Here is a 26,326-nt window from a genome sequence, read left to right on the forward strand (position 1 = left end):
TCATACCCATGAAAAAAAGCGAAGTGCTTATCCAGCGCGCGGCCCCTACCATGCCCCCACACCGAGAGTAACGGGGCCACGCCGCACCCGCTGCCCATCTACCCCACCCGAGGAGGACAGCATGACCATCGCCCACACCGCACCAGGCCACCCGGCCGGCGCCGTGCCTGCCACTGCCGCCCGCCCGCACTCGCGCCGCGCCATCGTTGCCGCCGCCATCGGCAACGGGCTGGAAATGTACGACTTCACGGTCTATAGCTTCTTTGCCGCCACCATCGGCAAGTTGTTCTTTCCGTCGAGCAGCCCGCTGGCATCGTTGCTGCTGTCTTTCGCCACCTTCGGTGTCGGCTTCGTGATGCGTCCCCTGGGCGCGGTGCTGATCGGCAACCTGGCCGACCAGCGCGGCCGCAAGGCGGCGCTCACGCTCACCATCGTGCTAATGACGGCAGGCACCGCGCTGATCGCCTTCACGCCCACCCATGCAAGCATTGGCATGGCCGCCACCGTGCTGGTGGTCATCGGCCGGCTGCTGCAAGGCTTGTCGGCTGGCGGGGAAATCGGCGCCGCATCGGCCCTGCTGCTGGAGACCGCCAGCAAGCGCAACCGTTGCTTCCTGGTCAGCTGGCAAGCCGCCACGCAAGGCGGGGCCGCGCTGCTGGGCGCGCTGACCGGTGCCGCGGCATCGGCCTTGCTCAGCCCCGACGCCATGCTTGCGTGGGGCTGGCGCCTGCCGTTCATGCTTGGCCTGCTGATTGCGCCGGTGGGCATGTATATCCGCCGGCACCTGCAAGAAACCCACGAAGGCGGCAGCGCGCATGGCGGCGTCGGCAAGGTGTTTCGCGAACATGGCCGCACGCTGCTGCTGGGCATGCTGCTGATGACCGGCAGCACCTCATCCATGTACATCATGGTGTTCTACATGCCCACTTACCTGGTGAGCGCTCTGCATATGCCACCTGTCACCGCCTTCCTGGCGGCATGCACGGCAGGCGCTGCCATGCTGGTGATGGCGCCCTTGTTCGGCCTGCTGGCCGACCGGCTGCCGAGCCGCAAGCCCCTGCTGTTTGCCGGCGGGCTGACTTCGCTGGCGCTGGTCTACCCCAACTTCACGCTGCTATCCGCGGGCCCCAGCCTGCCGCTCACCATGGCGTTGATCGGCGGGGCCGTGACCCTGGGCTCGGTCGGCAGCGGCGCGGGTGCCGCCCTGATGATGGAAGCGCTGCCGCGCCACCAACGCGCCACCGGCATGTCGCTGATGTACAGCTTTGGCGTGACCGTGTTCGGCGGCTTCGCCCCGCTGATCGTGACCTGGCTGATCAGCGCCACGGGCAGCAACATGGCGCCTGCCGGGTACCTGATCGCGGCCTCCTGCATCAGCCTGACCGCGCTGGCGCTGTTCCCCAGCCACCCCGGCCGCGACTGACCCGCGGCGCAAAACCCATCCCTTCCGAACGCACGACACACACCCTGCAGCCATGACCAAGCACCCAGGAAACATCCCGCCGGCACTGACCGAATCCGCCGAGCGCTTCGCCGAACTGCGCCACCGCATCCACGCCCACCCAGAGTTGGGCGCCGACGTGCCACGCACCGCCGAAATGGCCGCCGCGCTGCTGCGCGAATGGGGCTATAGCGTGCACGCCGTGGGCGGCCACGGGCTGGTGGCACAACTGAAGGTCGGCAACGGTGCGCGCACCATCGGTATCCGCGCCGACATGGACGCGCTGCCGCTGCAGGAGCGCACCGGCCTGCCCTATGCCAGCCAGGTAGCAGGACGCATGCACGCCTGCGGCCATGACGGTCACACCGCCACGCTGCTGGCCGCTGCCGAGTACCTGGCCGCCACGCGCCACTTCGACGGCACCCTCAACCTGATCTTCCAGCCCGACGAGGAAGGCATGACCGGCGCGCTGGCCATGATGAACGACGGCCTGTTCGAGCGTTTCCCCTGCGACGCGATCTACGCCTTTCACAATGCGCCCGGCCTGCCGGTGGGCATGGCGGTAGTGCAGAGCGGCCCGATGGGCGGCTCCTCGGACCGCGCCACGATCACGTTCCGCGGCAAGGGCGGCCATGGCGCCATGCCCCACCGCGCCACCGATCCCACGCTGGCCCTCGCCTCGACCGTGATGGCGCTGCAAGGCATCGTGGCGCGCAATGTGGCGCCGGTCGACGCCGCCGTGATTAGCGTGGGCGAGATGCAGGCCGGCAGCACCTACAACATCATCCCGGAGACCGCGACGCTGAAGCTGAGCGTGCGCGCCACCGTGGCGCAGGTGCGAGACCTGCTGGAGACCCGCATTCGCGAGGTGGTGACGCACCAGGCCGCCTCGTGCGGCGTGACGGCAGACATCGCCTACGAGCGCCTGGCGCCCGCGATCTGCAATACCGTGGAAGAAACCGCCATCGCACGGCAGGCCGTGGCCAGCGTGCTGGGCAGCGACAAGGTCATCCAGGTGCCGCCGTCCATGCAGATGGGCAGCGAGGATTTCGCGTGGATGCTGGAGAGGATGCCGGGCTGCTATTTTGCGCTGGGCAATGGCACCGGCGAGTGGGTGGGCTGCTCGGTGCACAATGACGGATATGACTTCAACGACCAGCTGATTCCGCTTGGCGCTGCTTGCTGGGTGGCGCTGGCTGAAGGCTATCTGCGCGCCTGAGACGGCGGCATGGCCGGTTTTCTCCCTGCTTTCGCCAAGGCCTTGTCTGAGGTTATTTAGAGAGCGTCAGGGACACTGCCTGCAGGTGGGTAGCCGGCCCAGGGCGCCCCCGCACCAGGGGACACGCCCCAGTAGGCACGGAGAACAACTCACCGACTCGCTTTGTCGCAACATGCGTGCGGGCATCGCGGGTTTACAGCTATCGTAACGGTGTTCAGGAACGTGGCGGCATCCGCTGATGGGACGTAGTGGTTGTCGATGTCGCGAATCTCTGGCTGGTGAATGTCGGCGCCGTTGACATCCATGTGCTCAAGCAGATCAGCAAGCCAACGAGCACGCGCTTCGGCAAGCTTCCTGGAGATTCCGGCGCTCTCGTTCCGCCACAGCGACATGAATACCTCAAAGCCCGCAGGAAACGCTTGCCGCGTATCACTGCGCCACGCGGCCAGCCGAGCAATTTCGGGAGCGGAGAGCTTCGCCGCCCCACGCTCAAAGATGGGTTCGTGCGTCAAGAATGCAGGGCGGCAGGCATAGGCAGGCAACACACAGAGCAATACGAATGCAACGAGCAGCTTTTTCATCACGGTTTCCATGCTGGCGGCCTGTAGCTCCAATTTGGAATGTTCGTCACGTAGTATGCGATGTTGTCTGCATTGACGATGCAAAACTGATTGCGCGCTTTGGCCCGAAGCCTTGACAGGAGAATGTTGTACCACTTGTCTTCAGAGTTCATCGCCTCCGGGAAATGTGAAACCTCATGAATGAGTACTGTTAGCTTACTATCCTTATCGAAGGGGATTCCCTCTGGGCTATTGCTCTGGCGTATCTGGCGACTTCGGAAAAAGCCCTTATACGTCGATCGCCGCATCCGACTTGACCTTCTTGCGCAACTCGAACTTCTGGATCTTGCCCGTCGATGTCTTGGGCAACGGCCCGAAGTACACCGCCTTGGGCACCTTGAAGCCCGCCAGCAGGGTGCGGCAATGGGCGATCAGCTCCTCGGCCGTGGCGCTGGCGCCATCCTTCAGTTCCACGAACGCGCAGGGCGTCTCGCCCCATTTCACATCCGGCTGCGCCACCACCGCCACGGCCAGCACGGCGGGATGGCGATAGATCGCGTCCTCCACTTCCACGCTGGAGATATTCTCGCCACCGGAGATGATGATGTCCTTGCTGCGGTCCTTGATCTTGACGTAGCCGTCCGGCGTGCACACGCCCAGGTCGCCGGTATGGAACCAGCCGCCGGCAAATGCCTCGCGCGTGGCCTTCTCGTTCTTGAGGTAGCCCTTCATGCAGATGTTGCCGCGGAACATGATCTCGCCGATTTCCTCGCCGTCCGAGGCCACCGGTTGCATGGTGTCCGGGTCCAGCACGGCCACCTCCGTCTGCAGGTGGTAACGCACGCCCTGCCTTGCCTTCTTGGTGGCGCGGTCCTCTTGCGACAGGCCGGCCCAGTCGTCCTGCTCGGCGCATACCGCGGCGGGGCCGTAGGTTTCGGTCAGGCCATAGACGTGGGTCAACGCGAAGCCCATGGCCTCCATCTGCGCTAGCACCGCGGCGGGCGGCGGCGCACCCGCGACCATGCCGCGCACCGGGCCGCGCAGGCCTTCGCGCCACGCCGGCGGGGCGTTAACCAGCGCGGTATGCACGATCGGCGCGGCACAATAGTGCGTCACGCCCTCGTCGCGCATCAGGTCGAACACCAGCTTGGGCTCGAACTTGCGCAGGCAGACGTTGACGCCGGCGCGTGCCGCGATGGTCCACGGAAAGCACCAGCCGTTGCAGTGGAACATCGGCAGCGTCCACAGGTACACCGCGTGCTTGGGCAGGTCCCACTCCAGGATGTTGGAGATGGCGTTGATGGCCGCGCCGCGATGGTGATAGACCACGCCCTTGGGGTCGCCGGTGGTGCCCGAGGTGTAGTTGAGCGCGATCGCATCCCACTCGTCAGCGGGCATTTGCCAGGCGAACTCCGGGTCGCCCGAGGCCAGCAGGCGCTCATAGTCGGTCTCGCCGAAGGCCGGGGCGTCCTGCGGGCCGAGCGCGTCCAGCACCGCCACCACCTTCAGCCCGGGAATCTCGTTGGCGATCTGCCGCGCCAGGTCGGCAAACTCGGTATCGGCCAGCAGCACCCGCGCTTCGCCATGGCGCAGCATGAAGATCAGGTTGGAAGCATCAAGCCGGATATTCAGCGCATTGAGGACCGCGCCCACCATCGGCACCCCAAAGTGCGCCTCCACCATGGCAGGCGTATTGGGCAGCAAGGCCGCAACGGTATCGCCCTTGCCCACGCCCAGGCGTGCCAGCCCGCTGGCCAGGCGCCGTGCCCGCGCGTAGGTGTCGCGCCAGTTCTGGCGTACCGGGCCGTGCACGATGGCCAGCCGGTCGCCATACACGCTGGCGGCGCGCGCCAGGAAATCGATGGGTGTGAGGGGTACGTGATTGGCCGGGTTCTTGCCCAGGCCAGTGTCGAAATCGCTTGGCATTGCCGTAGTCTCCGCATGCGCCGGCTATGCGGGTATTGGCCCTCAGGATGAGCCGCGCGCCGCCGGTCGCTGTTACTTTTCACTGTGCAAGGCTATCATCGCACAGGACCAAGCTCTGTCGTCCGGATGACAATGCCCGTGCCGGGCCAAGCCGAAATCATGCCCAGCCTGCCCGCAGCCACACCCAGATCGCCTACCCCTCCCCCCGCAGATATCACGACGCCACCGCCCTGCACCGGGCATGCCGCCCTGCTTTCCCAGCATGAATGGTTCGCCGCGCTCGCGCCCAGCCACCAGGCGCTGGCAGCGCGGCAGGTGGTGGTGCAGGATTTTGCCGCTGGCGCCTTCATCGCGCATCGTGGCGAGCCATCGCGCTACTGGATCGGGGTGGAGACCGGCCTGATCAAGCTCGCGGTCTACACGCCGGATGGGCGCGGTTGCACCTTTTCGGGGGTACCGGCAGGCGGCTGGTGCGGAGAAGGCAGTGTCATCAAGCGCGAAGCGCGGAGATACGATGTGATCGCCATCCGCGACTCCCGCCTGGCGCTGGTGCCCGACACCGTGTTCCATACCTTGCTCAGCGAAAGCCTGCCGTTTGCCAGCTTTGTGGTGCGCCAGTTGAACGAGCGCATGGGCCAGTTCATCGCCACCGTGCAGAACGAGCGGCTGCTGAGCGTCGATGCCCGCGTGGCGCAGGCGGTTGCCCAGCTCTTCCACCCGGCGCTGTACCCCCGTACCAGCGCGGTGCTGGAGCTGTCCCAGGAGGAGATCGGCCTGCTGACGGGGCTCTCGCGCCAGCGGGTCAACCAGGCGCTGCGGCGCCTGGCGGCGGAGGGCATGGTCGATTTGTCGTACCAGAGCATCCGGGTGACCGACCTTGAGCGTTTGCGTCACTTTGGCCTGTCGGAGCTGTAGGCAGCGGCCATAGCGCAGCGGTCGCGGCCAAGGCTGGCGTTGAAACCCTCCTTCGGCATCGTGAAACTCACTGGCCGCGCGAAGCCGTACAATGCGATTTTTCCCCTGGCGCCGCGCCCGATGCGCGCCAGCCTGCGTCACCTGAGCTTCGCATGGCCCTCGTCAGCAGCACCGATCTGCGCCTGTCTCACCTGCGCTTCCCCTTTGCCGTGCGCGTCGATGCGCGGCATGGCACCGCGCGCCTGCGCGACGCGAACGCGCGGCGGGAGGTAACGCCTGGCAACCCGTTCGTGGTGCCGGCGTTTGCGTACTTCGATTGCGACCTGCTGCCGGCGCCGGGCCAAAGCACCGCCATCACGCTGCAGGAAGTGCCGGACGACGCATGCCCGCGCATGACCCTGGCCACCTTGCCGGGCTGCCCGTGCCATTCGGAGAAACACTGGTCACGCGCGCTTGCCGGCGAGATCTTCGGCCAGCCTCGGCTACCGTGGAATGCGGCACTGGTCGCGCAGCGATGGGAAGTCACCCCGCGGCTGGTACGCGCACGGCTATTCGCCGAGGGCGAGGCGCTAGGCGTGCTGCTGCGCGAGCAGCGCGTCGCGCGCGCGGTGTACCTGCTTGCGGGCGGCAGCGGCGTGCGCACCGATTGGCTGGCCGCGCAAGTGGGCCTGGGCAGCGTTGCTGCGTTGACCTCCGCTTGCGCGAACACGCTGGGCCCTGCCGCGTTGAGCCTGCTCGAACCTGACGACATCCGCGGAACCCCGCCGGGTCCGGCGTCGCGCTTGCACCTGGCGGCATAAGAGGCCGGCCCCTGGCGGTGACCGTGCAGCCGCTGATCGTCTGCTTCGTACTGTCAGTGGCGCTGCCGGCCCGCTTGTAAAAACCTGCGGGATTTGTAAAAAGGGCTGGCAAGACCCCGCTAGCGGGCCCTGGCAAGTGCAGATCCACCGACTTGCGGTGCGTGTCCGACGCAGCATCTGTATGGACGAGGAAAGCGAAAGGCTGCGCCATCCCATGCCAGACAGGCATTTCCCGGGTATCAGCCGCGGCAAAACCCTCCCATGTGGCGCCAGCGCACAAGCCGTGGCACGCGCCTTGCACCTTTCCCTCTCGCGGCACTACCGCCGCGCCATGGAGACAGAGATGGGACAGCAACAGCAACCCGGCCAAGGCCAGCAAGACCAAAGCAAGCAGCACCAGCAAGGCGGCCAACAAGGCGGACAGCAAGGTGGCCAGGATCAGAAGGGCGGCCAGCAACAGCAGCAGGATCGCGGCCATGACAAGCAAGGCCAGCAAGGCCAGAAGACCGATCAGGCTGGGCAACAAAGCCAGCAAGGCCAGAAGAGTGGCCAGCAAGGCCAACGCTAGCCGCTTGGGGCTGCAACAGCCGCCCCAATAGCCTTCGGGACCTGACGCGACCCAACGCGACTGACCTTAGGCGACTGACCTTAGGCGACATAACGCACTTTGCCCGCGGCGACGTTCTCCGTCGCCGCGACACGCCGCCTGCCTGGCGAAAGCGGGGAGGCGGCGTCGTGTTGTCTGCCGAGGCACTGAGCCGCAAGCAGCGTGCCAGATAACATGAAACCTGAGGCGTCACGCCGATGACCTTAGTGCGCCTTCAGCAAATCCAGCGCCACGTCGACGATCATGTCTTCCTGCCCGCCCACCATGCGCCGGCGGCCCAACTCCACCAGCACGTCGACGGTCTTCAGACCATACTTGCTCGCCGCGGCCTCGCTGTGGCGCAGGAAGCTCGAGTACACCCCGGCATAGCCCAGCGCCAGCGTTTCGCGGTCGACCCGCACGGGACGGTCCTGCAGCGGACGCACGATGTCATCGGCCGCGTCCATCAGCTTGTACAGGTCGCAGCCGTGGTCCCATCCCATGCGCTCGGCGGCCGCGATAAAGACCTCCAGCGGCGCGTTGCCGGCGCCGGCGCCCATGCCGGCCAGGCTGGCGTCCACGCGGTCGCAGCCCTCCTCCACCGCCACGATGCTGTTGGCGACGCCCAGGCTCAGGTTGTGGTGCGCGTGCATGCCGGTCTGCGTTTCCGGCTTCAGCACCGTCTTGAAGGCGCGGAAGCGGTCGCGGACATCGTTCATGGTCAGCGCGCCGCCGGAGTCCACCACATAGCAGCAGGTGGCGCCGTAGCTCTCCATCAGCTTGGCCTGCGCGGCAAGGTTCTGCGGCGTGGTCATGTGGCTCATCATCAGGAAGCCAACGGCTTCCATGCCCAGATGGCGCGCGTACTCGATATGCTGCCGCGAGACGTCCGCCTCGGTGCAATGCGTGGCCACGCGGACGATACGCGCGCCGGCATCATAGGCAGCCTTGAGGTCGTGAACGGTGCCGATGCCGGGCAGCAACAGCGTGGCGATCTTTGCGTGCTTGACCACGCTGGCTGCGGCCTCGATCCATTCCAGGTCGGTGTGGGCGCCAAAGCCATAGTTGAAGCTGGATCCCTGCAGCCCATCGCCATGGGCCACTTCGATCGAATCGACCTTGGCGTCATCCAGCGCCTTGGCAATTTGCCGGGCCTGCTCGACGCTGTACTGATGGCGCACGGCGTGGCTGCCGTCGCGCAGCGTCACATCGGAAATGTAGATCTTCTTTTGGCCTTGCATGGCAGGCACTCCTTATCTGCAGGTGAGTCAGGCGGCGGCGCGCTGGGCAAGCATGGAGCTCGCCATCCGCTCGGCGATGGTGAGCGCGGCGCTGGTCATGATGTCGAGATTGCCGGCGTAGGCCGGGAGGTAGTGCGCCGCGCCTTCCACCTCCAGGAACACCGAGGTCTTGAGCCCGCTCACACGCCCCACCCCGGGCACCACCAGCGGCGCATCCGCCGGGATGCGGTCGAACTGCACCTTTTGCTTGAGGCGATAGCCGGGCACGTATTGCCGCACCTCAGCGGCCATGGCGTCGATCGACGCGGCGATGGCGGCCTCGTCCGCCATCTCGCTCAGGCAATACACCGTGTCACGCATGATCAGCGGTGGCTCGGCCGGGTTGAGCACGATGATGGCCTTGCCCTTGCTGGCCCCACCGATCGCTTCGATCGCCTTGGACGTGGTCTCGGTAAATTCGTCGATGTTGGCGCGCGTGCCGGGGCCCGCGCTCTTGCTGGAGATGCTGGCCACGATCTCGGCATACAGCACCGGCGCCACCCGCGATACGGCCGCCACCATGGGGATGGTGGCCTGTCCGCCGCAGGTGACCATGTTGACGTTGTGCGCGTCCAGGTGCGCATCGCCGTTGACCACCGGGATGCAGTAAGGGCCAATGGCCGCCGGCGTCAGGTCGATCATGCGCAGCGACGGCCGCAGGCCACGCAGGAACGCATCGTTCTTCACGTGCGCGCCGGCGCTGGTGGCATCGAACACCACATCGATATCGCCGAACACCGGCAGGCGCGTCAGTCCTTCCACGCCTTCGTGGGTGGTCGCCACGCCCAGGCGCGCGGCGCGCGCCAGGCCGTCCGATGCCGGGTCGATGCCGACCATCGCGCCCATCTCGACGTACGCGCCGTGGCGCAGGATCTTGATCATCAGGTCGGTGCCGATATTGCCGGAACCGATGATGGCGGCCTTCAGTTTGCGGGTCATGGATCTCTCCTGTTGGATCTCTTGCGTCATTCCACACTGGCGCCGCTGGCCTTGACCAGCGGGGCCCAACGCGTGCTTTCACTGTTGAGGAAGGCGCCGAACTGCTGCGGCGTCATGGGCAGCGCTTCCAGACCCTGGTCGGCAAAGCGCTTGGTCACCTCGGGTGCCTTGAGCGCCTTGAGCGCGGCCTCGTTGAGACGCGCGACAATGGCATCGGGCGTGCCGGCCTTGACCACCATGCCAAACCAGACGCCGGCATCCAGCCCGCCGATGCCGAGTTCGGAGAGCGTGCGTACGTCCGGCAGCGAAGGCGAGCGGCGCGGCGCGGCGATGGCCAGCGGCTTGACCTTGCCGCCCTTGATCAGCGGCGAGGTGGTGATCACCGGGTCGAACATCATGTCGACCTGCCCGGCCATCACGTCCTGCAAGGCCGGGGCGGAGCCCTTGTAAGCCACGTGCGTCATGTGACCGCCAGCCTTGTCGGCAAACAAGCCGCCCAGCAGGTGGCCGATCGAGCCGATCCCCTGCGAGGCATAGTTCACGCCGTTCGGCTTGCTCTTGGACAGCGCTACCAGGTCCTTGACGGAATTGACGGGGCTGCCCTGCGGCACCACCAGCACCAGGGGCGACGACGCCAGTGCCGTCACCGGCTTGAAATCCTTGAGCGGGTCGTACGAGAAATTGCGGTACAGGCCGGGATTGATCGCGAACATTTCGGTGGCGGCCACGAACATGGTGTAGCCATTCGCGTCAGCTCGCTTGACCGATTGCGCCGCGATCTGGCCGCCACCGCCGGGACGGTTCTCGACCACGACCGGCTTGCCAAGGCCGGTCTGCATCTGCTGCGCCATCTGGCGCGCAATCATGTCGGTCACGCCGCCGGCGGGGAACGGCACCACGATGGTCAGCGGGTGGCTGGGGAACGTGTCGGCATGGACGGGGGCGCTGCCAAGCACGCCGGCGGTCACGAGCAATGCGCCTGCGAGGATGGATCTGGTGGGTTGCATGTTGTCTCCTTGTGTATTTTTAATGAGATGAAAAAGCTTGAGGCGCCGCGCGTCACCCCGGCGCAAACCGTGCCCGCACGCTGCCGATGCCGCTGATGCGGGCCTCGAAGCACTGCCCCGGCGCCGCGGCCGCCATCGGCCCCAGCGCACCGGTCAGGATCAGGTCGCCGGCACGCAACGGGTCCCCCAGCGAGGCCAGTTTTCGGGCCAGCCAGACTGCGGCGTTAAGCGGATGGCCAAGGCAATCCGCGCCGGAACCCGTGGAAACTCGCTCCTCATCACGCAGCATTTCCATCTTCACGGTCTTCAGGTCCAGGCCAGCCAACAGCACCGGCACCGCGCCCAGCACCACCAGGCCGCTGGAGGCGTTGTCAGCCACCGTATCCACGTACGAGATATCCCAGTTGCGGATGCGGCTGCCGACCACTTCAATCGCAGGCAGCACGTAGGCGACGGCGTTGATCAGGTCGACCAACGTCGCATCCTCAGCTGGGACATCGCGGCTCAGCACCAGCGCGACCTCGGCTTCGGCCTTCGGCTGCAGGGTGCGGGCGAGCGGAATCGGCTCGTCGTCGCCGAAGACCATGTCGGCAAACAACGTGCCAAAGTCGGGCTGGTCCACGCCAAGCTGGCGCTGCACCGCGAGCGAGGTCAGGCCGATCTTGCGGCCAACCACGCGGCGGCCCTGGGCCCGCCACGCGTCGACGTTGGCGCGCTGGATGGCATAAGCCATCGCTGCATCGCCCGGCGGGATTTCGCCGCGCAGCGGCTCGACCGGCGTGCGCCTCTGCTCTGCCTCGCGCAGCCGCCTGGCGAGCGCGAGCGTCATTTCCTGGTTTGACATGGTTGGTCCTGGTTGGGTTATGCGTGCCCGGTGGCGGGCTGGGCCTGCATCACGCCGAAGCCTGCGATCCACTCGTCGATGGGCCGGTAGTACTCGATCGATGCCTGGTAAGGCCCGGCGGCCGCCAGCGCGCCAAAGGCGGCGATCCAGGTGCGGATCTCGTGCGCCGACTTGCCGGCGTCGCGCGTGATGTCGTCATTGCGCATGGCATCCACCGCTGCAAGGTTTGCGCCGGCCAGCCGTTCCAGGAAGGCGCGGTCCCATGCCGGATTGAGCGGATGCAGGGGGCTGTCGCCTTTGGTGAACGCTTGCGCGGCGGCCACGGTACGCGCCTGGCGGGCAGCACGCGACTCGGGCGGCGGATTGCGCCCGGCAATCAGGCGCTCGGCGGCCTGCGCATCGGCCGAGGCGATTTCCGGCACGGGCGGCTCGTGCGAGATGCCGCCCGACCCCACCACCAGCACACGCTTGCCCAGGCCCTGCAGGAAGCGTCCGATCGCGTCGCCAAGCAGCCGCGCACGCCGGCACGTTGCCATGGGCGGCGCCACCGAGTTGATGAAGACAGGGATGACCGGGCAAACGTCCAGCCCGCCCAGCAGGACTTCCAGCGCCTGCGCGCAGCCGTGGTCCACCTGCATGCGGTACGACACGGCCACATCCACGTCGCGGTCCAGCACCGCCTGCGCCATCGCGAGCGCGGTGGCGCGCGGCACATCGAGCGGGCCCGCCAGGCTCTTGAAGTCGCCAATGGCACTGGCCGCCACGCCGATGCAGAACTGCGGCATCACGTCGTAAAAGAAGCCGTTGAAGTGATCCGGCGCAAAGACCACCACCAGCTCCGGCGCAAAGGCTTGCACGCGAGCGCGCGCCGCGGCCTGCACGCGCTCCACTTCGGCCACGATCTCCGGCGCGGGATCGTGGTAGCCGTGCAGCGGCGTGTGGGACAGGCATTCGAGATGCATCGGCATGTCAGGCTCCCCGCGCAAAGGCGATGGCGTGGTCGCGCGCCGGCTGCGTGCCTGGCTGCGCGGGCAAAGCGCCCGGCGCAGCGTCAGCCGACGGTGACGCGTCGGACAGCGCGAGCTTTGCGGCCAGCGCCTGGATGGCATCGGACACTTGCTGCGGCGAGCACAACCCGGCGATAAAGCGGTCGGGGCGCAGCAGCACCACGGAGCCGGGCAGCTTGCCGAACCAATCCTTGAGACGCCCGGCAGTGTCGCCGATGGCGATCACCCCTTGCGGCACGTCGTCGCGATAGGCAAGCTGCGTATCGGGCTTGGCCATGACGAAGCACGCGCCCAGCTTTTCCCAGACGGTGCGCGCTTGTGGCGTCAGGCCAAAGGTCGGGTCCGCGCCCCAGGCGATGATGGCAAAGCGATTGCCGATCACGTCGTCCAGGCGCACGGTATGACCTTGCTCGGTCCGCACCATTGGCTGGATGAACATGCGCCCAACCGGCGAGCTTCCCGCCGGATCGCGGCCGTGAACGAGCCGGCCAACCAGCGAATCCCGCTTCTCGCTCATCAGGCCCAGCATGCGTCCGAGCGGCGAGTTGCCGGAGCGCTCCAGCAAGCGCGCGAGGAACCGGTCGTCACCCTGGCGCTCGGGCAATAGCACCACGCCCGATTCATAACGCGGCATGGGCTTGAAGCGCATCTCCACGAAGTACCGCTTGACCGAGGGAAACACGTTCAGCACACAGGTCAGGCCATCGCGCAGCGACGCGCCGAAGCGGCTGGCGGGCGCGAAGATATCGCCCGCCACTTCGGACAGGTGGATCATCGAGCGCGCATGAGCGCGGCGCTCCATGCTGTAGGTATCCAGCAGCCGGTCCTGCGCCACGCCCTTGACCACCATCGCCAGCTTCCAGCCCAGGTTGCTCGCGTCGCGGATGCCGCTGTTGTAGCCCTGCCCCTGCCAGACCGGCATGATGTGCGCCGCGTCGCCCGCCAGCAGCACGCGCTTGACGCGGAACGTCCGCGCCAGGCGCGCGTTATGGGTGTAGACGCGCTTGCGGATGTAGTCGACCTTGTCCGGATCGGCCACTACCTTGCGGATCAGCGCGGCGAGGTTCTCCGGCCGGGACAGCTCCTCTTCCGTCTCGCCGGGCATGACCATGAACTCGAAGCGGCGGATCCCGTGCGGGAGCGCGGCCGACACATAGGGACGCGTCGGGTCGCAGTGCATGTAGATATGTGGCGTGCCGATCGGGTCATTGCGCACGTCCACCACGATCCACTGGTTGGGCTTGGTGCGGCCTTCAAAGGGCACGTCCAGCGTACGCCGCACGACGCTGTTGCCGCCATCGCAGCCGGCCAGGTAGGCGGCGCGGATGGCGGTGATACGTCCGTGCGCGTCTTCCGCGCGGATCGTCACGCCGTGTTCGTCCTGCGTGAAGGCCGATACGCCGTGGCCGAACAGCACCTGTACATGGGGAAAGCGCCGCAGGCCCTCGTACAGGATCCGGTCCGCCAGCGGCTGGATAAAGGCGTTGCGGCGGGACCAGCCAAACTCGTCGGTGCGCGGCTCGATCGACGCAAAGCAGCGGCCGGTGTGCGTGACAAAGCGCATCCAGTGGTGCGGCGTGGTATGCGGCAGCAGTGCATCGGCCAGGCCAACGGACTGGAACACCCGCAGCGCCTCGTCGTCCAGGCCAATGGCGCGGGGGTAGTCGATGATCTGGTCCAGCTTCTCGACCAGCACGACGCGCGCACCCTGCAGCCCAAGGATGTTGGCAATCATCAGGCCCACCGGGCCGGCGCCGATGATGGCGACGTCGGTGTCCAGATCCCGCGGACGAGCGTCTGCGCCCGCCATCTCGATGGCGTTGTTCATGTCTCCTCTCCTGCTTGTCCGGTACTTGCCGGCTTAAACCGTGGCCGCTTCCGGCACGGCATTGCCGAGCAGGAAATTCAGGTGAATGCGGTTGAAGGTGTCGGCATCCTCGAACTGCGGCCAGTGGCCGCAACCGTCCATCACCGTGAACAGCGCGCCGGGAATCATGGTGGCGATGCGCCGTCCTTCCGACACATCGGCCGTGGGATCGTCGGAGGTCCACAGCACCAGCGTCGGGGCCTTGATGCGGCCATAGTGCTCGGCGCGAAGGATGTTGCGCTGGCGCGTTTCCATGTCCTGCAGCACCATGTTGCCGCGCTGGGCCTCGACCATGCCCGGTTGCGCGTAGATGGCCTGACGCGTGGCGATCAGGTCGTCGAAGGCCTTGGCCTTGTCGGCCATCAGCCATTCCACGCGCGCCTTGATGAAATCCCAGCCCGGTTCTTCCACGGCGCGCATGGACAGCGTCTTGAGGCGCTCCATCACCACCGGGTCCGCCTGCGAGCCACCCGCGGTGTTGAGCACCAGCCGCTCCACGCGTTCGGGGTGGTCAATCGCCAGGCGCGAGGCCACCCAGCCGCCCAGCGATTCCCCGCTGAACGCAGCGCGCGCGATGCCGAGGGTATCCATCACGCGGATCACGTGGTCGACGTAATCGGAGATCTCGCGCCCGCCCGCCGGCTTGTCGGTCCAGCCGTGGCCGATCATGTCGATGGCCCATACGTCGAAATGCTCGGCATGCGATTGCAGGTTGCGCACGTAGGCCTCGGCGTGGCCGCCGACGCCGTGCAACAGGATCAAAGCGGGCTTGTCGCTGCTGCCGGCATGCAGGTAGCGGGTGCGGATGCCCTTGGCATCGAGCCAGCCCTGGCTGAAGGAGACGCCGCGCAACTCGCCCCAGATGCTCTGGAACGGCAGCTCGGGCTGGCTGGACGGGACGGACTTGAGGGGCGTGGCAGCGGTCGACATCGTGTCTCCTTCGTTCGTGAATGTTTTTGAATGGCTAACTGGTACAGCGGAGTGTAGAGAGCCGATTGCATCCGGACAAAAAAACGAACAGAATGTGCAAGGAGTGCACAACGTTGATTTAAAAGGGTTTTTTATGCCTGGAATGCCTGGAATACCTGGGGTGCCTGATCGCCGCATCTCGCCTTACGCCAGCGTGCGCGGGCTGACCCGTGGCCTGGACGTGCTCAAGGCGCTGAACCGGATGGAAAGCGGGCGCGGGACCGCGCAGCAGCTGAGCGAGCTGACCGGGCTGCACCGCACCACGGTCAGACGCCTGCTGGAAACGCTGATCGCGGAGGGTTTCGTGCGCCGCAGCGACTCGGACGACAGCTATCGCCTGACGCTGCAGGTCAGGGCCTTGAGCGAAGGCTTCAATGACGATGAGTGGATCTCCACCATCGCCGCGCCGCTGATGGGCGAGCTGCTGCAGCGCGTGCTATGGCCGTCGGACCTGACGACGCCCGACGGCGACGCCATGATCATTCGCGAGACCACGCACCGCTTCAGCCCGCTGTCCTTTCACCGCGCCATGGTCGGGCGGCGCCTGCCGATGCTGTCGACGGCCGCCGGGCGGGCCTATTTCGCGTTTTGTGGCGAAGGGGAACGGGAGGACATCCTCAACCTGCTGCGCTCAGGTGGCGGCGGCGATGAGCAGGCAGCGCTGGCCAACAACGCCGCCTATGTGCGCAAGCTGGTTGCGCACGTGCGCGAGGATGGCTTTGGGTCGAATCGCGGCGACTGGCTGGAGCAGCGCAAGATCGGCGCGGTCGCCGTGCCGATCCGGCACGCGGACCGCGTGCGCGGCAGCCTCAACGTGGTGTATCTCGCGCGCGCCCTGAGCGAGCAGGAGGCGGTCAAGCGCTTCGTGGCACCGCTGCAGGACATAGCCAGCCGCGTGCAGGCAGCCATGGCCTCGCCGGCGCCCGCGCGGCGGACCACTTAGGCTAGGCTCAATCCAGCACGATCTTGTGCGCGCGGATCAAGGCGCCCCATTTGGCGCGCTCATTGTCCACGAACGCGGCAAAGCCCGCCCGGCTATCGCCCATGGGCTCCAGCCCAAGCTCCTGCATTTGCTTGACCACCGCCGGGTCCTTCAGCGCTGCGGCAATGGCCGCGTTAAGCTTGTCGACCGAGGCCGGCGGCGTGCCGGCCGGGACCACTACGCCCTGCCACGCGAATGCCGTGAAGCCAGCCAGCCCGGCCTCGGCAAAGGTTGGCACATCCGGCAGCACCGCCGAGCGCTGCTCCGCGGGCAGCGCGATGGCGCGCAGCCGGCCGGCGCGGATCAACGGCACCGCGGCCGAGAGATCGGCCATCATGAAATCGACCTGCCCGCCCGCCACGTCCTGCAACGCGGGTGGCGTGCCTTTATACGGCGCGTGGACGGCGCTAGCCTGCACGCGGTCGAGCAGCAGCTCGGCGCTCAGGTGGTGGGGGCTGCCGGTGCCGACAGAGGCATAGGTGGCCTTGCCCTGCCCCGCTTTCAGCCACGTGATGAACTCGTGCAAGGTCTTTACCGGCAAGGCTGGGTTGGCGACCAGTATCACGGGCAGCTTCACCAGGGAGGTCACCAGCGTGAAATCCCTGGCGGCGTCATAGGGTAGCTTGCGATACAGCGCCGGGTTAAGTACCAGCGTACCCTGCCCGGCAGTCAGCACCGTAGCGCCGTCGGCACGCGCCTTGGCCACGTCCTGCGCGGCGAGGATGGTGGCGCCGCCCGGCTTGTTGTCGACCACGAAGTTCTGGTGCATGGCCGGCGCGATCTTCTGCGCGACGATGCGCGTGGCGAGGTCACTGCCGCCGCCAGCGGTGTAGGGCACCACCCAGCGTGCGGCGGGGTCGGCGGCGTGAGCGGCGCTGGTCCCGCCCAGCGCTATCGCCAATCCTGTGGCAACGCGCGAAGCATGCTGCGCCATGGCATAGAGGCGCGTGCGCCGGGCGCAGGCGTTTGCTTGCATGATTGGGTCTCCTCCGATTCTTCTGTTGTTTGTTTTTTTGCTTTGTGCAATCCGCAGCTAGTACGTCTTATCCTGGCTGGTCCCCGCACTGCCCTGGCCCTTGAACTGCGCGGCAAGACTCTCTGCCGCCCGGGCCAGCATCGTGGCATCCACGCCAACGGCGGTGAACGTCGTGCCCAGCGCCATGTACTGCCGCGACTGCGCCACGTCCGCGCTGAGGATGCCCGCGCCCTTGCCGGCGCGGCGGATGCGCGCGATGGCGTCGGCGATGGCGCTCTGCACGTCCGGGTGGCCCGGGTTGCCGAGATGGCCCATGTCGGCGGCGAGATCCGCCGGGCCGATGAACACGCCATCCACGCCTTCGGTGGCGGCGATGGCATCGAGGTGCGCAAGCCCGGCGCGCGTCTCCACCTGCACCAGCACGCACATCTCGCCGTTGGCCTGGGCCAGGTAGCCGCCGACACGGTTCCAGCGCGAGGCACGCGCCATTGCGCTGCCCACGCCGCGCACGCCTTGCGGCGGGTAGCGGGTGGCGGCAACCGCGGCGGCCGCCTCGGTCGCGTCCTGCACCATCGGCACGAGCAGGGTCTGCACGCCCAGGTCAAGCAACTGCTTGATCTGCACGGTGTCGTTCCACGACGCACGCACCACCGGCCGCACGGGATAGGCGGCCAGCGCCTGCAGTTGCGCCAGGATGGACGGCACGGTGTTGGGTGCGTGCTCGCCGTCGATCAGCAGCCAGTCGAAGCCGGCGTCGGCCAGTACTTCGGCGGTGTAGGGACTGGCCAGGCCGAGCCACAGACCGATCTGCTGCTCGTTGGCGGCAAGCGCGCGCTTGAAGGTATTGAGGGGGATTTCCATGATGGCGTCCGGGTCAGGCGTTCAGCCGAAGTGGCAGGCCACGGCGCCCAGCGCGCCATAGTCCACGTGGAATGTATCACCCGGGCTGGCCGCCACCGGCCGCGTGAAGGAGCCGCCGAGGATCACCTCGCCCGCTTCCAGGCCCACGCCATGCGGATGCAGCTTGTTGGCCAGCCATGCCACGCCGTTGGCGGGATGGTTGAGCACACCGGCGGCCACGCCGGTTTCCTCGATCACGCCGTTGCGCGACATGATGGCCGAGACCCAGCGCAGGTCCACATCGAACGGCCGCACCGGGCGCCCGCCCATCACCACGCCGGCATTGGCCGCGTTGTCGGCGATGGTGTCGAACACCTTGCGCGGGCGCTTGCTGTCGGGGTCGATCCCATGGCTGCGCGCATCGATGATCTCCAGCGCGGGGATCACGTAGGCGGTAGCGTCATACACGTCGAACAGCGTGCAGTTCGGCCCCTTGAGCGGCTTGTCCAGCACGAAGGCCAGCTCCACCTCCACGCGCGGCACGATAAAGCGCCCCGGCGGGATCGTCGCGCCGTCCTGGAAGAACATGTCGTCCAGCAAGGTGCCGTAGTCAGGCTCGTCGATCTGCGAGGAAAGCTGCATGGCGCGCGAGGTCAGGCCGATCTTGTGGCCCTTGATGGTGCGGCCTTCGGACAGCTTGTGGGCCAGCCACTCGCGCTGGATGGCGTAGGCGTCTTCAATCGTGATGTCAGGGTGGTCCAGCGAGATTTGCCGGATCTGCCGGCGCGATTGCTCTGCGCCGTGCAGGCGATGGGCGATCTGGTGGATCAGCTCTGGGCTGAGCATGGGGTCTCCGTGGGAAGCGTTGAGCGTTGTGCGCAGGGGCCTGTTGGTCGACGGTGGAACCGGTCAGGCCTTCTTGAAACGGGCGTGCACGTTGTTGTGCTTGTAGCTGCCACCCTCGTTGAACTCGACCAGCTCCATTGACAGCGCCAGGTAGCGCCGCGCATATAGCTCGGCAAAGTGCGCCTTGACAGCCTCGAAGAGCGCATCGCATGCCGCCTTCTTGGCCGCCTCGGGACGCCCGGCGCCGATCTTCAGCGTGATGTGGACGAAGGCGTAGTCCTCCTCGCCGTCGGCCATGCGGTAGTCGGCCAGCGCCAGCGCGCGCGAGCGGATGCCGCCGATGGGAAACACGCCGTCCTGCGCGATCAGCACGTCGTTGATGGTCTTGAGCAGGGTGGGCACGCGCGCGTCGGCGCGGATGTTGTCCGTGTACTCGACGATGATGTGGGGCATTGGCAGGCCTCTCCGATAAAGCGTGAATCGTAATCCGTGATCGGTGATCCCTCAGCACACCGGGAAGATCGCATTGATCTGGCCGGTGCCCGAGCTGGTGAAGTAGTCGGTGATGATCTCCACCGGGCGCTCGTACTTGTCCCAGCCCAGCAGGCCCAGCAGCATGGCGGTGTCATGCATGCCGCCCTCGCCGATGCAGTGCTCGTTGTACTCAGGCAACATGCGGCAGAAGGTGGCCCAGTCGCCCTGCTTCCAGAGTTCCACCACGCGCAGGTCCACCTGCTTGAAGAACTCGCGGCTGATCTGGTGGATGCTCTCCTCGGGGCTGTTGTTGTCGTTGAAGCGGTGCGACAGCGAGCCGCTGGCGAGAAACGCCACATTGGCATCGCTGGCCTCGATGGACGCACGCAGCGCCTCGCCAAAGCGGCGGCTCTCATCGAGCTGGTGCCAGGCGCACCAGGCCGCGATGGAAACCACCTTGAAATGGCGGTCTGCGTTCATGTAACGCATCGGCACCAGCGTGCCGTATTCCAGCTCCAGGCTGGTGATCTCGTGGGCGCGGGTCATGACGCCCTGCTCGCATGCGGTGCTGGCGATCAGCCGGCCCAGTTCGGGATTACCGTCATAGGCGTAGGCCATGTCCTTGATGAAATGCGGCAGCTCGTTGCTGGTGTAGATGCCCTCGAAGTGCGCATTGCAGTTGACGTGGTAGCCGGCGTTGACCAGCCAGTGCACATCGGCCACCACGATGGTGTCGACGCCCAGCTCCCGGCAGCGCCGGCCGATTTCGCGGTGCCCGGCAATCGCCGCCTCACGGCAGCCGTGGTGCTTGCCCGGCAGCTCGGACAGGTACATCGACGGCACGTGCGTGACCTTGGCGGCGAGGGATAGCTTGCCCATGGCGGTGTCTCCTGTTTTGTTTTGGTGCGGGCTGCGCTCAAACGCCCCAGCGCGGAATATGATGCCCGCCCATCGAGATGCAAACGTTCTTCACCTCAGCAAACACCTCGAAGCTGAACTCGCCGCCCTCGCGCCCCGTGCCGGATGCCTTGGTGCCGCCAAACGGCTGGCGCAGGTCGCGCACGTTCTGGCTGTTGACGAACACCATGCCGGCCTCGATGCCGCGCGCCAGGCGGTGCACCTTGCCCACGTCCTGGGTCCAGATGTACGAGGCCAGGCCGTAAGCGGTGTCATTGGCCATGGCCAGGCCATCGTCTTCGCCCTTGAACGGGATCAGGCAGGCCACCGGGCCAAAGATCTCTTCCTGCGCCACGCGCATGTGGTTTTCCACATTGGCCAGCACCGTGGGCTGCACGAAATTGCCGTTGCGCAGGTGCGCCGGCAGGCCGGACGGCCGCTCGGCGCCGCCGGCCAGGATGGTGGCACCCTCCTGCTCGCCCAGGCGGATATAGCCCGTGACCTTCTCCCAGTGCTGCTGGGTAATCATGGCGCCCACATGCGTCTGCTCGCTGGTCGGGTCGCCCACGCGCAAGCGCCTGGCGCGTTCGGCGAACTTGCCGACGAAGTCGTCGTAGACCGTGTCCTGCACGAAGATGCGCGAACCCGCGGTGCAGCGCTCGCCGTTGATCGAGAAAATGGTGAACAGCGCAGCGTCCAGCGCGCGCTCCAGGTCCGCGTCGTCGAACACCAGCACCGGCGACTTGCCGCCCAGTTCCATCGAGAATTTCTTCAGGCCCGCGCGCTCGATGATGCGCTTGCCGGTGGCCGTGCCGCCCGTAAACGATACGGCCCGCACGTCCGGATGGCGCACCAGCGCGTCCCCGGCGCTGGCGCCGTAGCCCTGCACCACGTTGAGCACGCCAGCCGGCACCCCGGCTTCCAGCGCCAGCATGCCGAGCTGGTCCGCCGTGAGCGGCGACAGCTCCGACATCTTCAGCACCGCGGTATTGCCCAGCGCCAGGCATGGCGCGACTTTCCAGGTGGCAGTCATGAAGGGCACGTTCCACGGCGAGATCAGCGCGCACACGCCCACCGGCTGGTAGAGCGTGTAGTTGAGCATCTGATCGTCCACGGGATAGGTGCGGCCGTTCATCTGCACGCACACCTCGGCGAAGAAATTGAAGTTCTCGGCGGCGCGCGGGATCAGCTGCTTGCCGGTCTGCGCGATCGGCAAGCCTGTGTCCTGCGTTTCCAGCGCGGCAAGGTGCGGCACGTGCTCGGTGATCAGGTCGGCCAGGCGGCGCATGATGCGGGCGCGCTCCTTGGCCGGGGTATTGGCCCACTTGGGGAACGCCGCCTTGGCGGCCGCCACCGCGGCGTTGACCTCGGCCTCGCCGCCCGCGGCCACCGTGGCGATCTCTTCACCGGTGGCCGGGTTCCAGGTGGTGAACGTGTCCTTGCTGTCGACCTGCTTGCCGTTGATCCAATGCTTGATCATGGTTGTCTCCTGTTGGCATTTGGTGCGCCCGGTGCGCCTGGGTTCGCTTCAGCTCGCTTCAGCGCCCGCTGCCGTATTCGGTAGCCGAGGCAATGGTGTTCACCAGCCGCCCCACCCCTTCGATTTCCGTAACGATTTCATCGCCCGGCTGCGTGTCGGCCAGCCCTTCCGGCGTGCCGGTCAGGATCACATCGCCCGCCTCCAGCGTCATGAAGCTGCTGAGGTATTCGATCAGCCACGGGACGGCGAAGATCATGTCGCGGGTGCTGCCCTGCTGGGTCAGCTTGCCGTTTACGGTAGTGGTGAGCGCGAGGTTCATCGGATCCGGCACGTCGTCGCGGTCCACCAGCCACGGCCCGAGCGGCGTACAGGTGTCGCGGTTCTTCACCCGCAGGTTGGGGCGATAGTAGTTTTCCAGGTAGTCGCGGATGGCGTAGTCGTTGGCGACCGTATAGCCGCGCACGTAGTCATAAGCTTGCGCCGCCTTGACGCCGCGCGCCGTGCTGCCGATCACCACCGCCAGCTCGCACTCGTAATGCATGTACTTCACGCCCTCCGGCCGGATGGTATGCGCCCGGTGGCCAATGAACGCGCCCGGCCCCTTGAGGAAGATGAGTGGTTCTTCCGGCGCCTTGAAGGCCAGTTCGCGCGCGTGGTCGGCATAGTTCAGGCCAAGCGCGAAGGTGGTGCGCGGCACCACGGGCGGCAGCCACGTCACGGCGTGCTCGCTGACCACGCGGCCGTCGTCCAGGCGCAATGCGCCTTCGCCAGCCGGCTGCGCGGTGTGGACCAGGCCATCGAAGGCTACACGTGCGGTTCTCATGCTGCCTCCCCGGGCGCTGCCTTGATGCCGTGCCGCAGGCGCCCTACGTGTTCGATTTCGATCTCCACCATGTCGCCGGCACGCGCCAGCGGCGCGCCTTCGGGCACGCCCGCCAGCAGCACGTCGCCGGCTTCGAGCGACATGAAGGCGGTGACATCGGCCAGCAATTGCGCCACGGGGCGCAGCAGGTTGCCGGTGTGGTTGCGCTGGCGCTCCTCGCCATTGATGCGCACCACCATGCTGAGCGCATCGGCGTTGCCGACCTGCTCGCTGGCCATCACCCACGGGCCAATCGGGCAATAGCCGTCGCGGCACTTGTGGCGCACCGCCGGGCGGTAATAGCTGGCGTGCGGCACGCTGACATCCGACACCACCGTGTACCCTGCGATATAGTCCGCGGCCTGCGCCGGGTCGATGCGGGTTGCGCGCCGGCCGATCACGATGCCGAGCGCGGCGCCGATTTCCAGGGTTTCCTGGCCCGGTGGCAGCGCGACAAGGCTGCCATGGGCGGCCAGGGTATTGGCCGGCTTGATGTAGAGGATCGGGCCAGCAGGCGGCGCCTGGTAAGGGGCCGCATTGACACTGTCGCCAAGGGCCGCGAGCGCGCCCTTGAAGTTCAGCAGCGTGCCGTACACCGTGCCGGTGATGGCGGGCTGCCACATGAATTCATCCTCGCGCAGGGCGCGCCCACCGTCCAGCGGCAGCAAGGTGGCACCGTCCACCGGCACTGCCCGCACTGGCCGGCCGCCGGCGGCGATTCTGGCTTGTCGCATCGTGCTCCTCTCTGGTTGCGCCCGCGCTCGCCGGGCGCTTGCGCTGCCGGGCCGGCGGATCGTCGACGGCGGATCGCCCGTTGGCGCCGCCTGTAATTAACATGTTAATGAAATTGCATGATAGTTTCAACCCCATTGTGATCCGCGGCGCCGCGATCCAGCCGCCCGGCCCTTCGCGTCCTCGTCTGCGCCTGTCATCGTGCTGTCATGCAGCATCCCCAGAATTCGCGCTGTACCGGGTTTCGCCTTGCCGCAGCGCGATTGCGCTAATGCACCGCAGCAGCAAAAAGGCTTGCGACCCGATTTTTTTGCGGCTTGAATGAAAACGTTTTCATTTTTACCGCTGTTGCGCGCCTGGTTCGCCATGCGCACGATGTGATCCCGAAACCAAGACCGGAAGCTCTCGCGTGAAGCGCACCCAGGACCGTTCCAGCAGCACCGCCCCGGACGCCGCCGGCACCGCCACGCTGGTGGACGTTGCGCAAGCAGCTGGTGTATCGCTAGCCACCGCATCGCGCGCGTTCAACAGCCCGGCGCTGGTGCGCGAAGGCACCGCGCAGCGCGTGCTGGAAGCCGCACGGCGGCTGAGCTTTCGCCCCAACCTGCTCGGCAGCAAGCTGCGCGCGCAGCAAAGCCGGATGATTGGCGTGATGCTGCCCACCCTGGAAAACGCCGTGTTCGCCGAATGCTGGCGCGGCATCGAGGACGCCGCGCTGGCCGCCGGCTACTCGCTGATGCTGGTGACCAGCGCCTACGACCCCGCGCGCGAACGCGAGCGCATCGAATACCTGCTGCGCCACCGGGTCGACGGCATGGTGCTCACGGTGGCCGACGCCGCCCGCAGCGCCGTGCTCGACCAGCTCGATGCCGAAGGCGTGCCCTATGTGCTGGCCTACAACCAGGCAGCCGCGCGCGGCCAGCGCCACTCCGTCTCCGTGGACAACCGCGGCAGCGCCCGCGAAGGCGTGCAAGCCCTGATCGCGGCAGGGCACCGCCGCATCCGCGTGGTCTCTGGCGCCTTCATCGCCTCCGACCGCGCGCGCCAGCGCTTCGAGGGCTACCGCGACGCCATGCACGCGCACGGCCTGGAAGCCGCACCACCGCTTTGCCTGCCCACCCACACCGCCAGCAACGCTGACCAGATCGGCGCGCTGGCCGCCGGGCCGGATGCGCCCACCGCCTTTTTTTGCACCAACGACCTGCTGGCGATCGGCGTGATTTCCGACCTGAAGCGGCTCGGCCTGCGCGTGCCGCGCGACATTTCCGTGCTGGGCTACGACGGCATCGCGCTGGGCGCGCTGGTGGAGCCGCCACTGGCATCGGTGGTGCAGCCCAACACCGAAATCGGCGAGCGCGCCGTTGCGCAGTTGCTTCAGCGCTTCGGCCTCGCAGCAACCGGCGTATCCAACGTATCCGGCATACCCAACGTATCCGGCGCCAGGCCCGGGCGCATTACCTTGCTGCCCCACGGCCTGCGCCTGGGCGGCACGGTAGCCGCACCGGCATGACCCTTCACCCACCGCGTTCCCCCAGCCCTAGCCCTAGCCCTAGCCCTCGTATGCAACCCAAGGAGTTCACCATGCAAGCAACCCGTTCCTGGCACAAACCGCTGCGCCGGATCGCCAGCGCGCTCGGCGCCGCCGCCGTCTGCGCATTCAGCCAGGGCGCGGCAGCGCAAACCGCGATCTGCTACAACTGCCCGCCCGAATGGGCAGATTGGGCCTCGCAGATCCGCGCCATCAAGGAAAAGACCGGCGTCACGGTGCCGCATGACAACAAGAACTCCGGCCAGTCGCTCGCGCAGCTGGTCGCCGAAAAAGGCAGCCCGGTAGCGGACGTGGTGTACTACGGCGTGACCTTCGGCATCCAGGCCAAGAAGGACGGCGTCACCGCCCCCTACAAGCCGGCCCACTGGAACGACATCCCCGACGGCCTCAAGGACCCGCAAGGCAACTGGTTCGCCATCCACTCCGGCACGCTCGGCTTCATGGTCAACGTCGACGCGCTGCGCGGCAAGCCCGTGCCGCAGTCCTGGGCCGACCTGCTCAAACCCGAGTACAAGGGCCTGATCGGCTACCTCGACCCGGCCAGCGCCTTTGTCGGCTACGTCGGCGCGGTTGCCGTCAACCAGGCGATGGGCGGCTCGATGGACAACTTCGGCCCGGCCTTCAAGTACTTCCGCGACCTGCAGAAGAACCAGCCCATCGTCCCCAAGCAAACCGCCTATGCCCGCGTGCTCTCCGGCGAGATCCCGATCCTGCTGGACTACGACTTCAACGCTTACCGCGCCCGCTACAAGGACAAGTCCAACGTGGCCTTCGTGATTCCGAAGGAAGGCACGGTGGTGGTGCCGTACGTGATGAGCCTGGTGAACAAGGCACCGCACGATGCACAAGGCAAGAAGGTGCTGGACTTTGTACTGTCCGATGAAGGGCAAGCCCTGTGGGCCAATGCCTACCTGCGCCCCGTGCGCAGCGCCGCCGTGCCCAAGGAAGTGCAAGCGCGCTTCCTGCCAGCAGCGGATTACGCCCGCGCCAAGCCGGTGGATTTCGGAAAGATGGCAGATGCGCAGAAAGGCTTCAGCGAGCAGTATCTGAAGGAAGTCCGTTAAACGGCGAGCGCAAGTGGATGAGTGCGGCATCGCGCGCTTGACGAGCGCCCGCCCTCTCCCACAAGTGGGAGAGGGGAGCCAACCAGGCGGGACCAGAAACGACACTGTCAGATAAACGATTCGGTTCGGCCGTGTTTCCCGCCCCAAGGGGCGGGAAACACCCACGGCGATGCGAAGCGAGCCGTGGAGGTGTGCCAAGGCCGTATGGGGCGCCTCGGGATTCGGCGAAAAGAGCGGAAAAGAGGGACCCATGTCTGAGTATCG

26 protein-coding genes are annotated in these 26,326 nt (G+C 66.7%); 8 read left to right on the forward strand and 18 right to left on the reverse strand.

Annotated features, from left to right (window positions below; all coding sequences use genetic code 11):
* The first annotated feature begins 121 nt into the window (after positions 1 to 121).
* Together AC07XB_RS20910 and AC07XB_RS20915 are read left to right on the forward strand one after the other, a co-directional pair.
* Positions 122 to 1,423 carry an MFS transporter gene (locus tag AC07XB_RS20910; RefSeq protein ID WP_492831061.1) on the forward strand — a complete coding sequence of 434 codons (1,302 nt, stop codon included), beginning with the start codon at positions 122 to 124 and terminating at the stop codon, positions 1,421 to 1,423.
* A gap of 52 nt (positions 1,424 to 1,475) precedes the next feature.
* Positions 1,476 to 2,660, forward strand: a complete 1,185-nt coding sequence (locus AC07XB_RS20915) for a M20 aminoacylase family protein (protein ID WP_492807145.1) — start codon at positions 1,476 to 1,478, stop codon at positions 2,658 to 2,660.
* A gap of 149 nt (positions 2,661 to 2,809) precedes the next feature.
* Here the strand turns inward: AC07XB_RS20915 and AC07XB_RS20920 are convergent, their stop codons facing one another.
* Both AC07XB_RS20920 and AC07XB_RS20925 read right to left on the reverse strand, forming a co-directional pair.
* Positions 2,810 to 3,241, reverse strand: coding sequence for a hypothetical protein (locus tag AC07XB_RS20920; RefSeq protein ID WP_492831060.1), 432 nt, complete (start codon positions 3,239 to 3,241; stop codon positions 2,810 to 2,812).
* 267 nt (positions 3,242 to 3,508) lie between these two features.
* Positions 3,509 to 5,146 (reverse strand): acyl-CoA synthetase, encoded by a 1,638-nt coding sequence (locus AC07XB_RS20925; protein ID WP_492372054.1) that lies wholly within the window; start codon positions 5,144 to 5,146, stop codon positions 3,509 to 3,511.
* Between the two features lie 159 nt (positions 5,147 to 5,305).
* On the opposite strand from AC07XB_RS20925, the gene AC07XB_RS20930 reads away from it, so the two are divergent.
* From AC07XB_RS20930 to AC07XB_RS20940, 3 genes are all read left to right on the forward strand, one after another.
* Positions 5,306 to 6,061, forward strand: coding sequence for a Crp/Fnr family transcriptional regulator (locus AC07XB_RS20930; protein ID WP_492372055.1), 756 nt, complete (start codon positions 5,306 to 5,308; stop codon positions 6,059 to 6,061).
* Between the two features lie 152 nt (positions 6,062 to 6,213).
* On the forward strand, positions 6,214 to 6,861 hold the full coding sequence (locus AC07XB_RS20935; RefSeq protein ID WP_492831059.1) for an AraC family transcriptional regulator: 648 nt from the start codon (positions 6,214 to 6,216) through the stop codon (positions 6,859 to 6,861).
* Between the two features lie 343 nt (positions 6,862 to 7,204).
* Positions 7,205 to 7,429: a hypothetical protein gene (locus AC07XB_RS20940; RefSeq protein ID WP_492372057.1), complete on the forward strand. Its 225-nt coding sequence runs from the start codon at positions 7,205 to 7,207 to the stop codon at positions 7,427 to 7,429.
* A 242-nt stretch (positions 7,430 to 7,671) separates the two neighbouring features.
* Here the strand turns inward: AC07XB_RS20940 and dmpG are convergent, their stop codons facing one another.
* From dmpG to AC07XB_RS20975, 7 genes are read right to left on the reverse strand one after another with little or no spacing between them, the layout of a single operon-like run.
* Positions 7,672 to 8,688, reverse strand: a complete 1,017-nt coding sequence (gene dmpG / locus AC07XB_RS20945; RefSeq protein WP_492831058.1) for a 4-hydroxy-2-oxovalerate aldolase — start codon at positions 8,686 to 8,688, stop codon at positions 7,672 to 7,674.
* 27 nt (positions 8,689 to 8,715) lie between these two features.
* Positions 8,716 to 9,666 (reverse strand): acetaldehyde dehydrogenase (acetylating), encoded by a 951-nt coding sequence (locus tag AC07XB_RS20950; RefSeq protein ID WP_492372059.1) that lies wholly within the window; start codon positions 9,664 to 9,666, stop codon positions 8,716 to 8,718.
* Between the two features lie 26 nt (positions 9,667 to 9,692).
* Positions 9,693 to 10,673: a Bug family tripartite tricarboxylate transporter substrate binding protein gene (locus AC07XB_RS20955; protein WP_492831057.1), complete on the reverse strand. Its 981-nt coding sequence runs from the start codon at positions 10,671 to 10,673 to the stop codon at positions 9,693 to 9,695.
* Between the two features lie 52 nt (positions 10,674 to 10,725).
* Entirely contained in the window at positions 10,726 to 11,517 is a 792-nt protein-coding gene (gene mhpD / locus AC07XB_RS20960) for a 2-keto-4-pentenoate hydratase (RefSeq protein WP_492831056.1), read from the reverse strand.
* A gap of 17 nt (positions 11,518 to 11,534) precedes the next feature.
* Positions 11,535 to 12,485, reverse strand: coding sequence for a 3-carboxyethylcatechol 2,3-dioxygenase (locus AC07XB_RS20965; RefSeq protein WP_492831055.1), 951 nt, complete (start codon positions 12,483 to 12,485; stop codon positions 11,535 to 11,537).
* Position 12,486: 1 nt separating this feature from the next.
* Positions 12,487 to 14,352, reverse strand: a complete 1,866-nt coding sequence (locus AC07XB_RS20970; protein WP_492831054.1) for a bifunctional 3-(3-hydroxy-phenyl)propionate/3-hydroxycinnamic acid hydroxylase — start codon at positions 14,350 to 14,352, stop codon at positions 12,487 to 12,489.
* Positions 14,353 to 14,385: 33 nt separating this feature from the next.
* Positions 14,386 to 15,321: an alpha/beta fold hydrolase gene (locus AC07XB_RS20975; RefSeq protein WP_492807132.1), complete on the reverse strand. Its 936-nt coding sequence runs from the start codon at positions 15,319 to 15,321 to the stop codon at positions 14,386 to 14,388.
* A 175-nt stretch (positions 15,322 to 15,496) separates the two neighbouring features.
* Between AC07XB_RS20975 and AC07XB_RS20980 the strand changes: the two genes are divergently transcribed.
* Positions 15,497 to 16,303 carry a DNA-binding transcriptional regulator gene (locus AC07XB_RS20980; protein ID WP_492807477.1) on the forward strand — a complete coding sequence of 269 codons (807 nt, stop codon included), beginning with the start codon at positions 15,497 to 15,499 and terminating at the stop codon, positions 16,301 to 16,303.
* A 7-nt stretch (positions 16,304 to 16,310) separates the two neighbouring features.
* On the opposite strand, the gene AC07XB_RS20985 is transcribed toward AC07XB_RS20980, so the two are convergent.
* From AC07XB_RS20985 to AC07XB_RS21025, 9 genes are all read right to left on the reverse strand, one after another.
* Positions 16,311 to 17,318, reverse strand: a complete 1,008-nt coding sequence (locus AC07XB_RS20985) for a Bug family tripartite tricarboxylate transporter substrate binding protein (protein WP_492372065.1) — start codon at positions 17,316 to 17,318, stop codon at positions 16,311 to 16,313.
* Positions 17,319 to 17,375: 57 nt separating this feature from the next.
* A complete protein-coding gene (gene hpaI, locus AC07XB_RS20990; RefSeq protein ID WP_492372066.1) occupies positions 17,376 to 18,179 on the reverse strand; it encodes a 4-hydroxy-2-oxoheptanedioate aldolase in 804 nt (267 codons plus the stop codon).
* 21 nt (positions 18,180 to 18,200) lie between these two features.
* Entirely contained in the window at positions 18,201 to 19,004 is an 804-nt protein-coding gene (hpaH, locus tag AC07XB_RS20995) for a 2-oxo-hept-4-ene-1,7-dioate hydratase (protein ID WP_416052332.1), read from the reverse strand.
* A gap of 63 nt (positions 19,005 to 19,067) precedes the next feature.
* Positions 19,068 to 19,457 (reverse strand): 5-carboxymethyl-2-hydroxymuconate Delta-isomerase, encoded by a 390-nt coding sequence (locus AC07XB_RS21000; protein WP_492372068.1) that lies wholly within the window; start codon positions 19,455 to 19,457, stop codon positions 19,068 to 19,070.
* 51 nt (positions 19,458 to 19,508) lie between these two features.
* On the reverse strand, positions 19,509 to 20,357 hold the full coding sequence (hpaD, locus tag AC07XB_RS21005; RefSeq protein ID WP_492831053.1) for a 3,4-dihydroxyphenylacetate 2,3-dioxygenase: 849 nt from the start codon (positions 20,355 to 20,357) through the stop codon (positions 19,509 to 19,511).
* A 37-nt stretch (positions 20,358 to 20,394) separates the two neighbouring features.
* Positions 20,395 to 21,855, reverse strand: coding sequence for a 5-carboxymethyl-2-hydroxymuconate semialdehyde dehydrogenase (gene hpaE / locus AC07XB_RS21010; protein ID WP_492807128.1), 1,461 nt, complete (start codon positions 21,853 to 21,855; stop codon positions 20,395 to 20,397).
* Positions 21,856 to 21,913: 58 nt separating this feature from the next.
* The gene (locus AC07XB_RS21015) at positions 21,914 to 22,678 is read right to left on the reverse strand and encodes a fumarylacetoacetate hydrolase family protein (protein ID WP_492807127.1); all 765 of its coding nucleotides are present in this window, start codon (positions 22,676 to 22,678) and stop codon (positions 21,914 to 21,916) included.
* Positions 22,675 to 23,340 carry a fumarylacetoacetate hydrolase family protein gene (locus tag AC07XB_RS21020; protein WP_492807475.1) on the reverse strand — a complete coding sequence of 222 codons (666 nt, stop codon included), beginning with the start codon at positions 23,338 to 23,340 and terminating at the stop codon, positions 22,675 to 22,677. Before AC07XB_RS21020 ends, AC07XB_RS21015 begins: the two co-directional genes overlap by 4 nt.
* A 237-nt stretch (positions 23,341 to 23,577) precedes the next feature.
* Entirely contained in the window at positions 23,578 to 23,823 is a 246-nt protein-coding gene (locus AC07XB_RS21025) for a hypothetical protein (protein WP_492372071.1), read from the reverse strand.
* Between the two features lie 35 nt (positions 23,824 to 23,858).
* Between AC07XB_RS21025 and AC07XB_RS21030 the strand changes: the two genes are divergently transcribed.
* The gene (locus AC07XB_RS21030) at positions 23,859 to 24,959 is read left to right on the forward strand and encodes a substrate-binding domain-containing protein (RefSeq protein ID WP_492807126.1); all 1,101 of its coding nucleotides are present in this window, start codon (positions 23,859 to 23,861) and stop codon (positions 24,957 to 24,959) included.
* A gap of 71 nt (positions 24,960 to 25,030) precedes the next feature.
* Positions 25,031 to 26,062 (forward strand): ABC transporter substrate-binding protein, encoded by a 1,032-nt coding sequence (locus AC07XB_RS21035; protein ID WP_183032245.1) that lies wholly within the window; start codon positions 25,031 to 25,033, stop codon positions 26,060 to 26,062.
* Positions 26,063 to 26,326: the final 264 nt, after the last annotated feature.

The sequence above is a fragment of the Cupriavidus sp. GW821-FHT02F09 genome, from assembly GCF_059421605.1.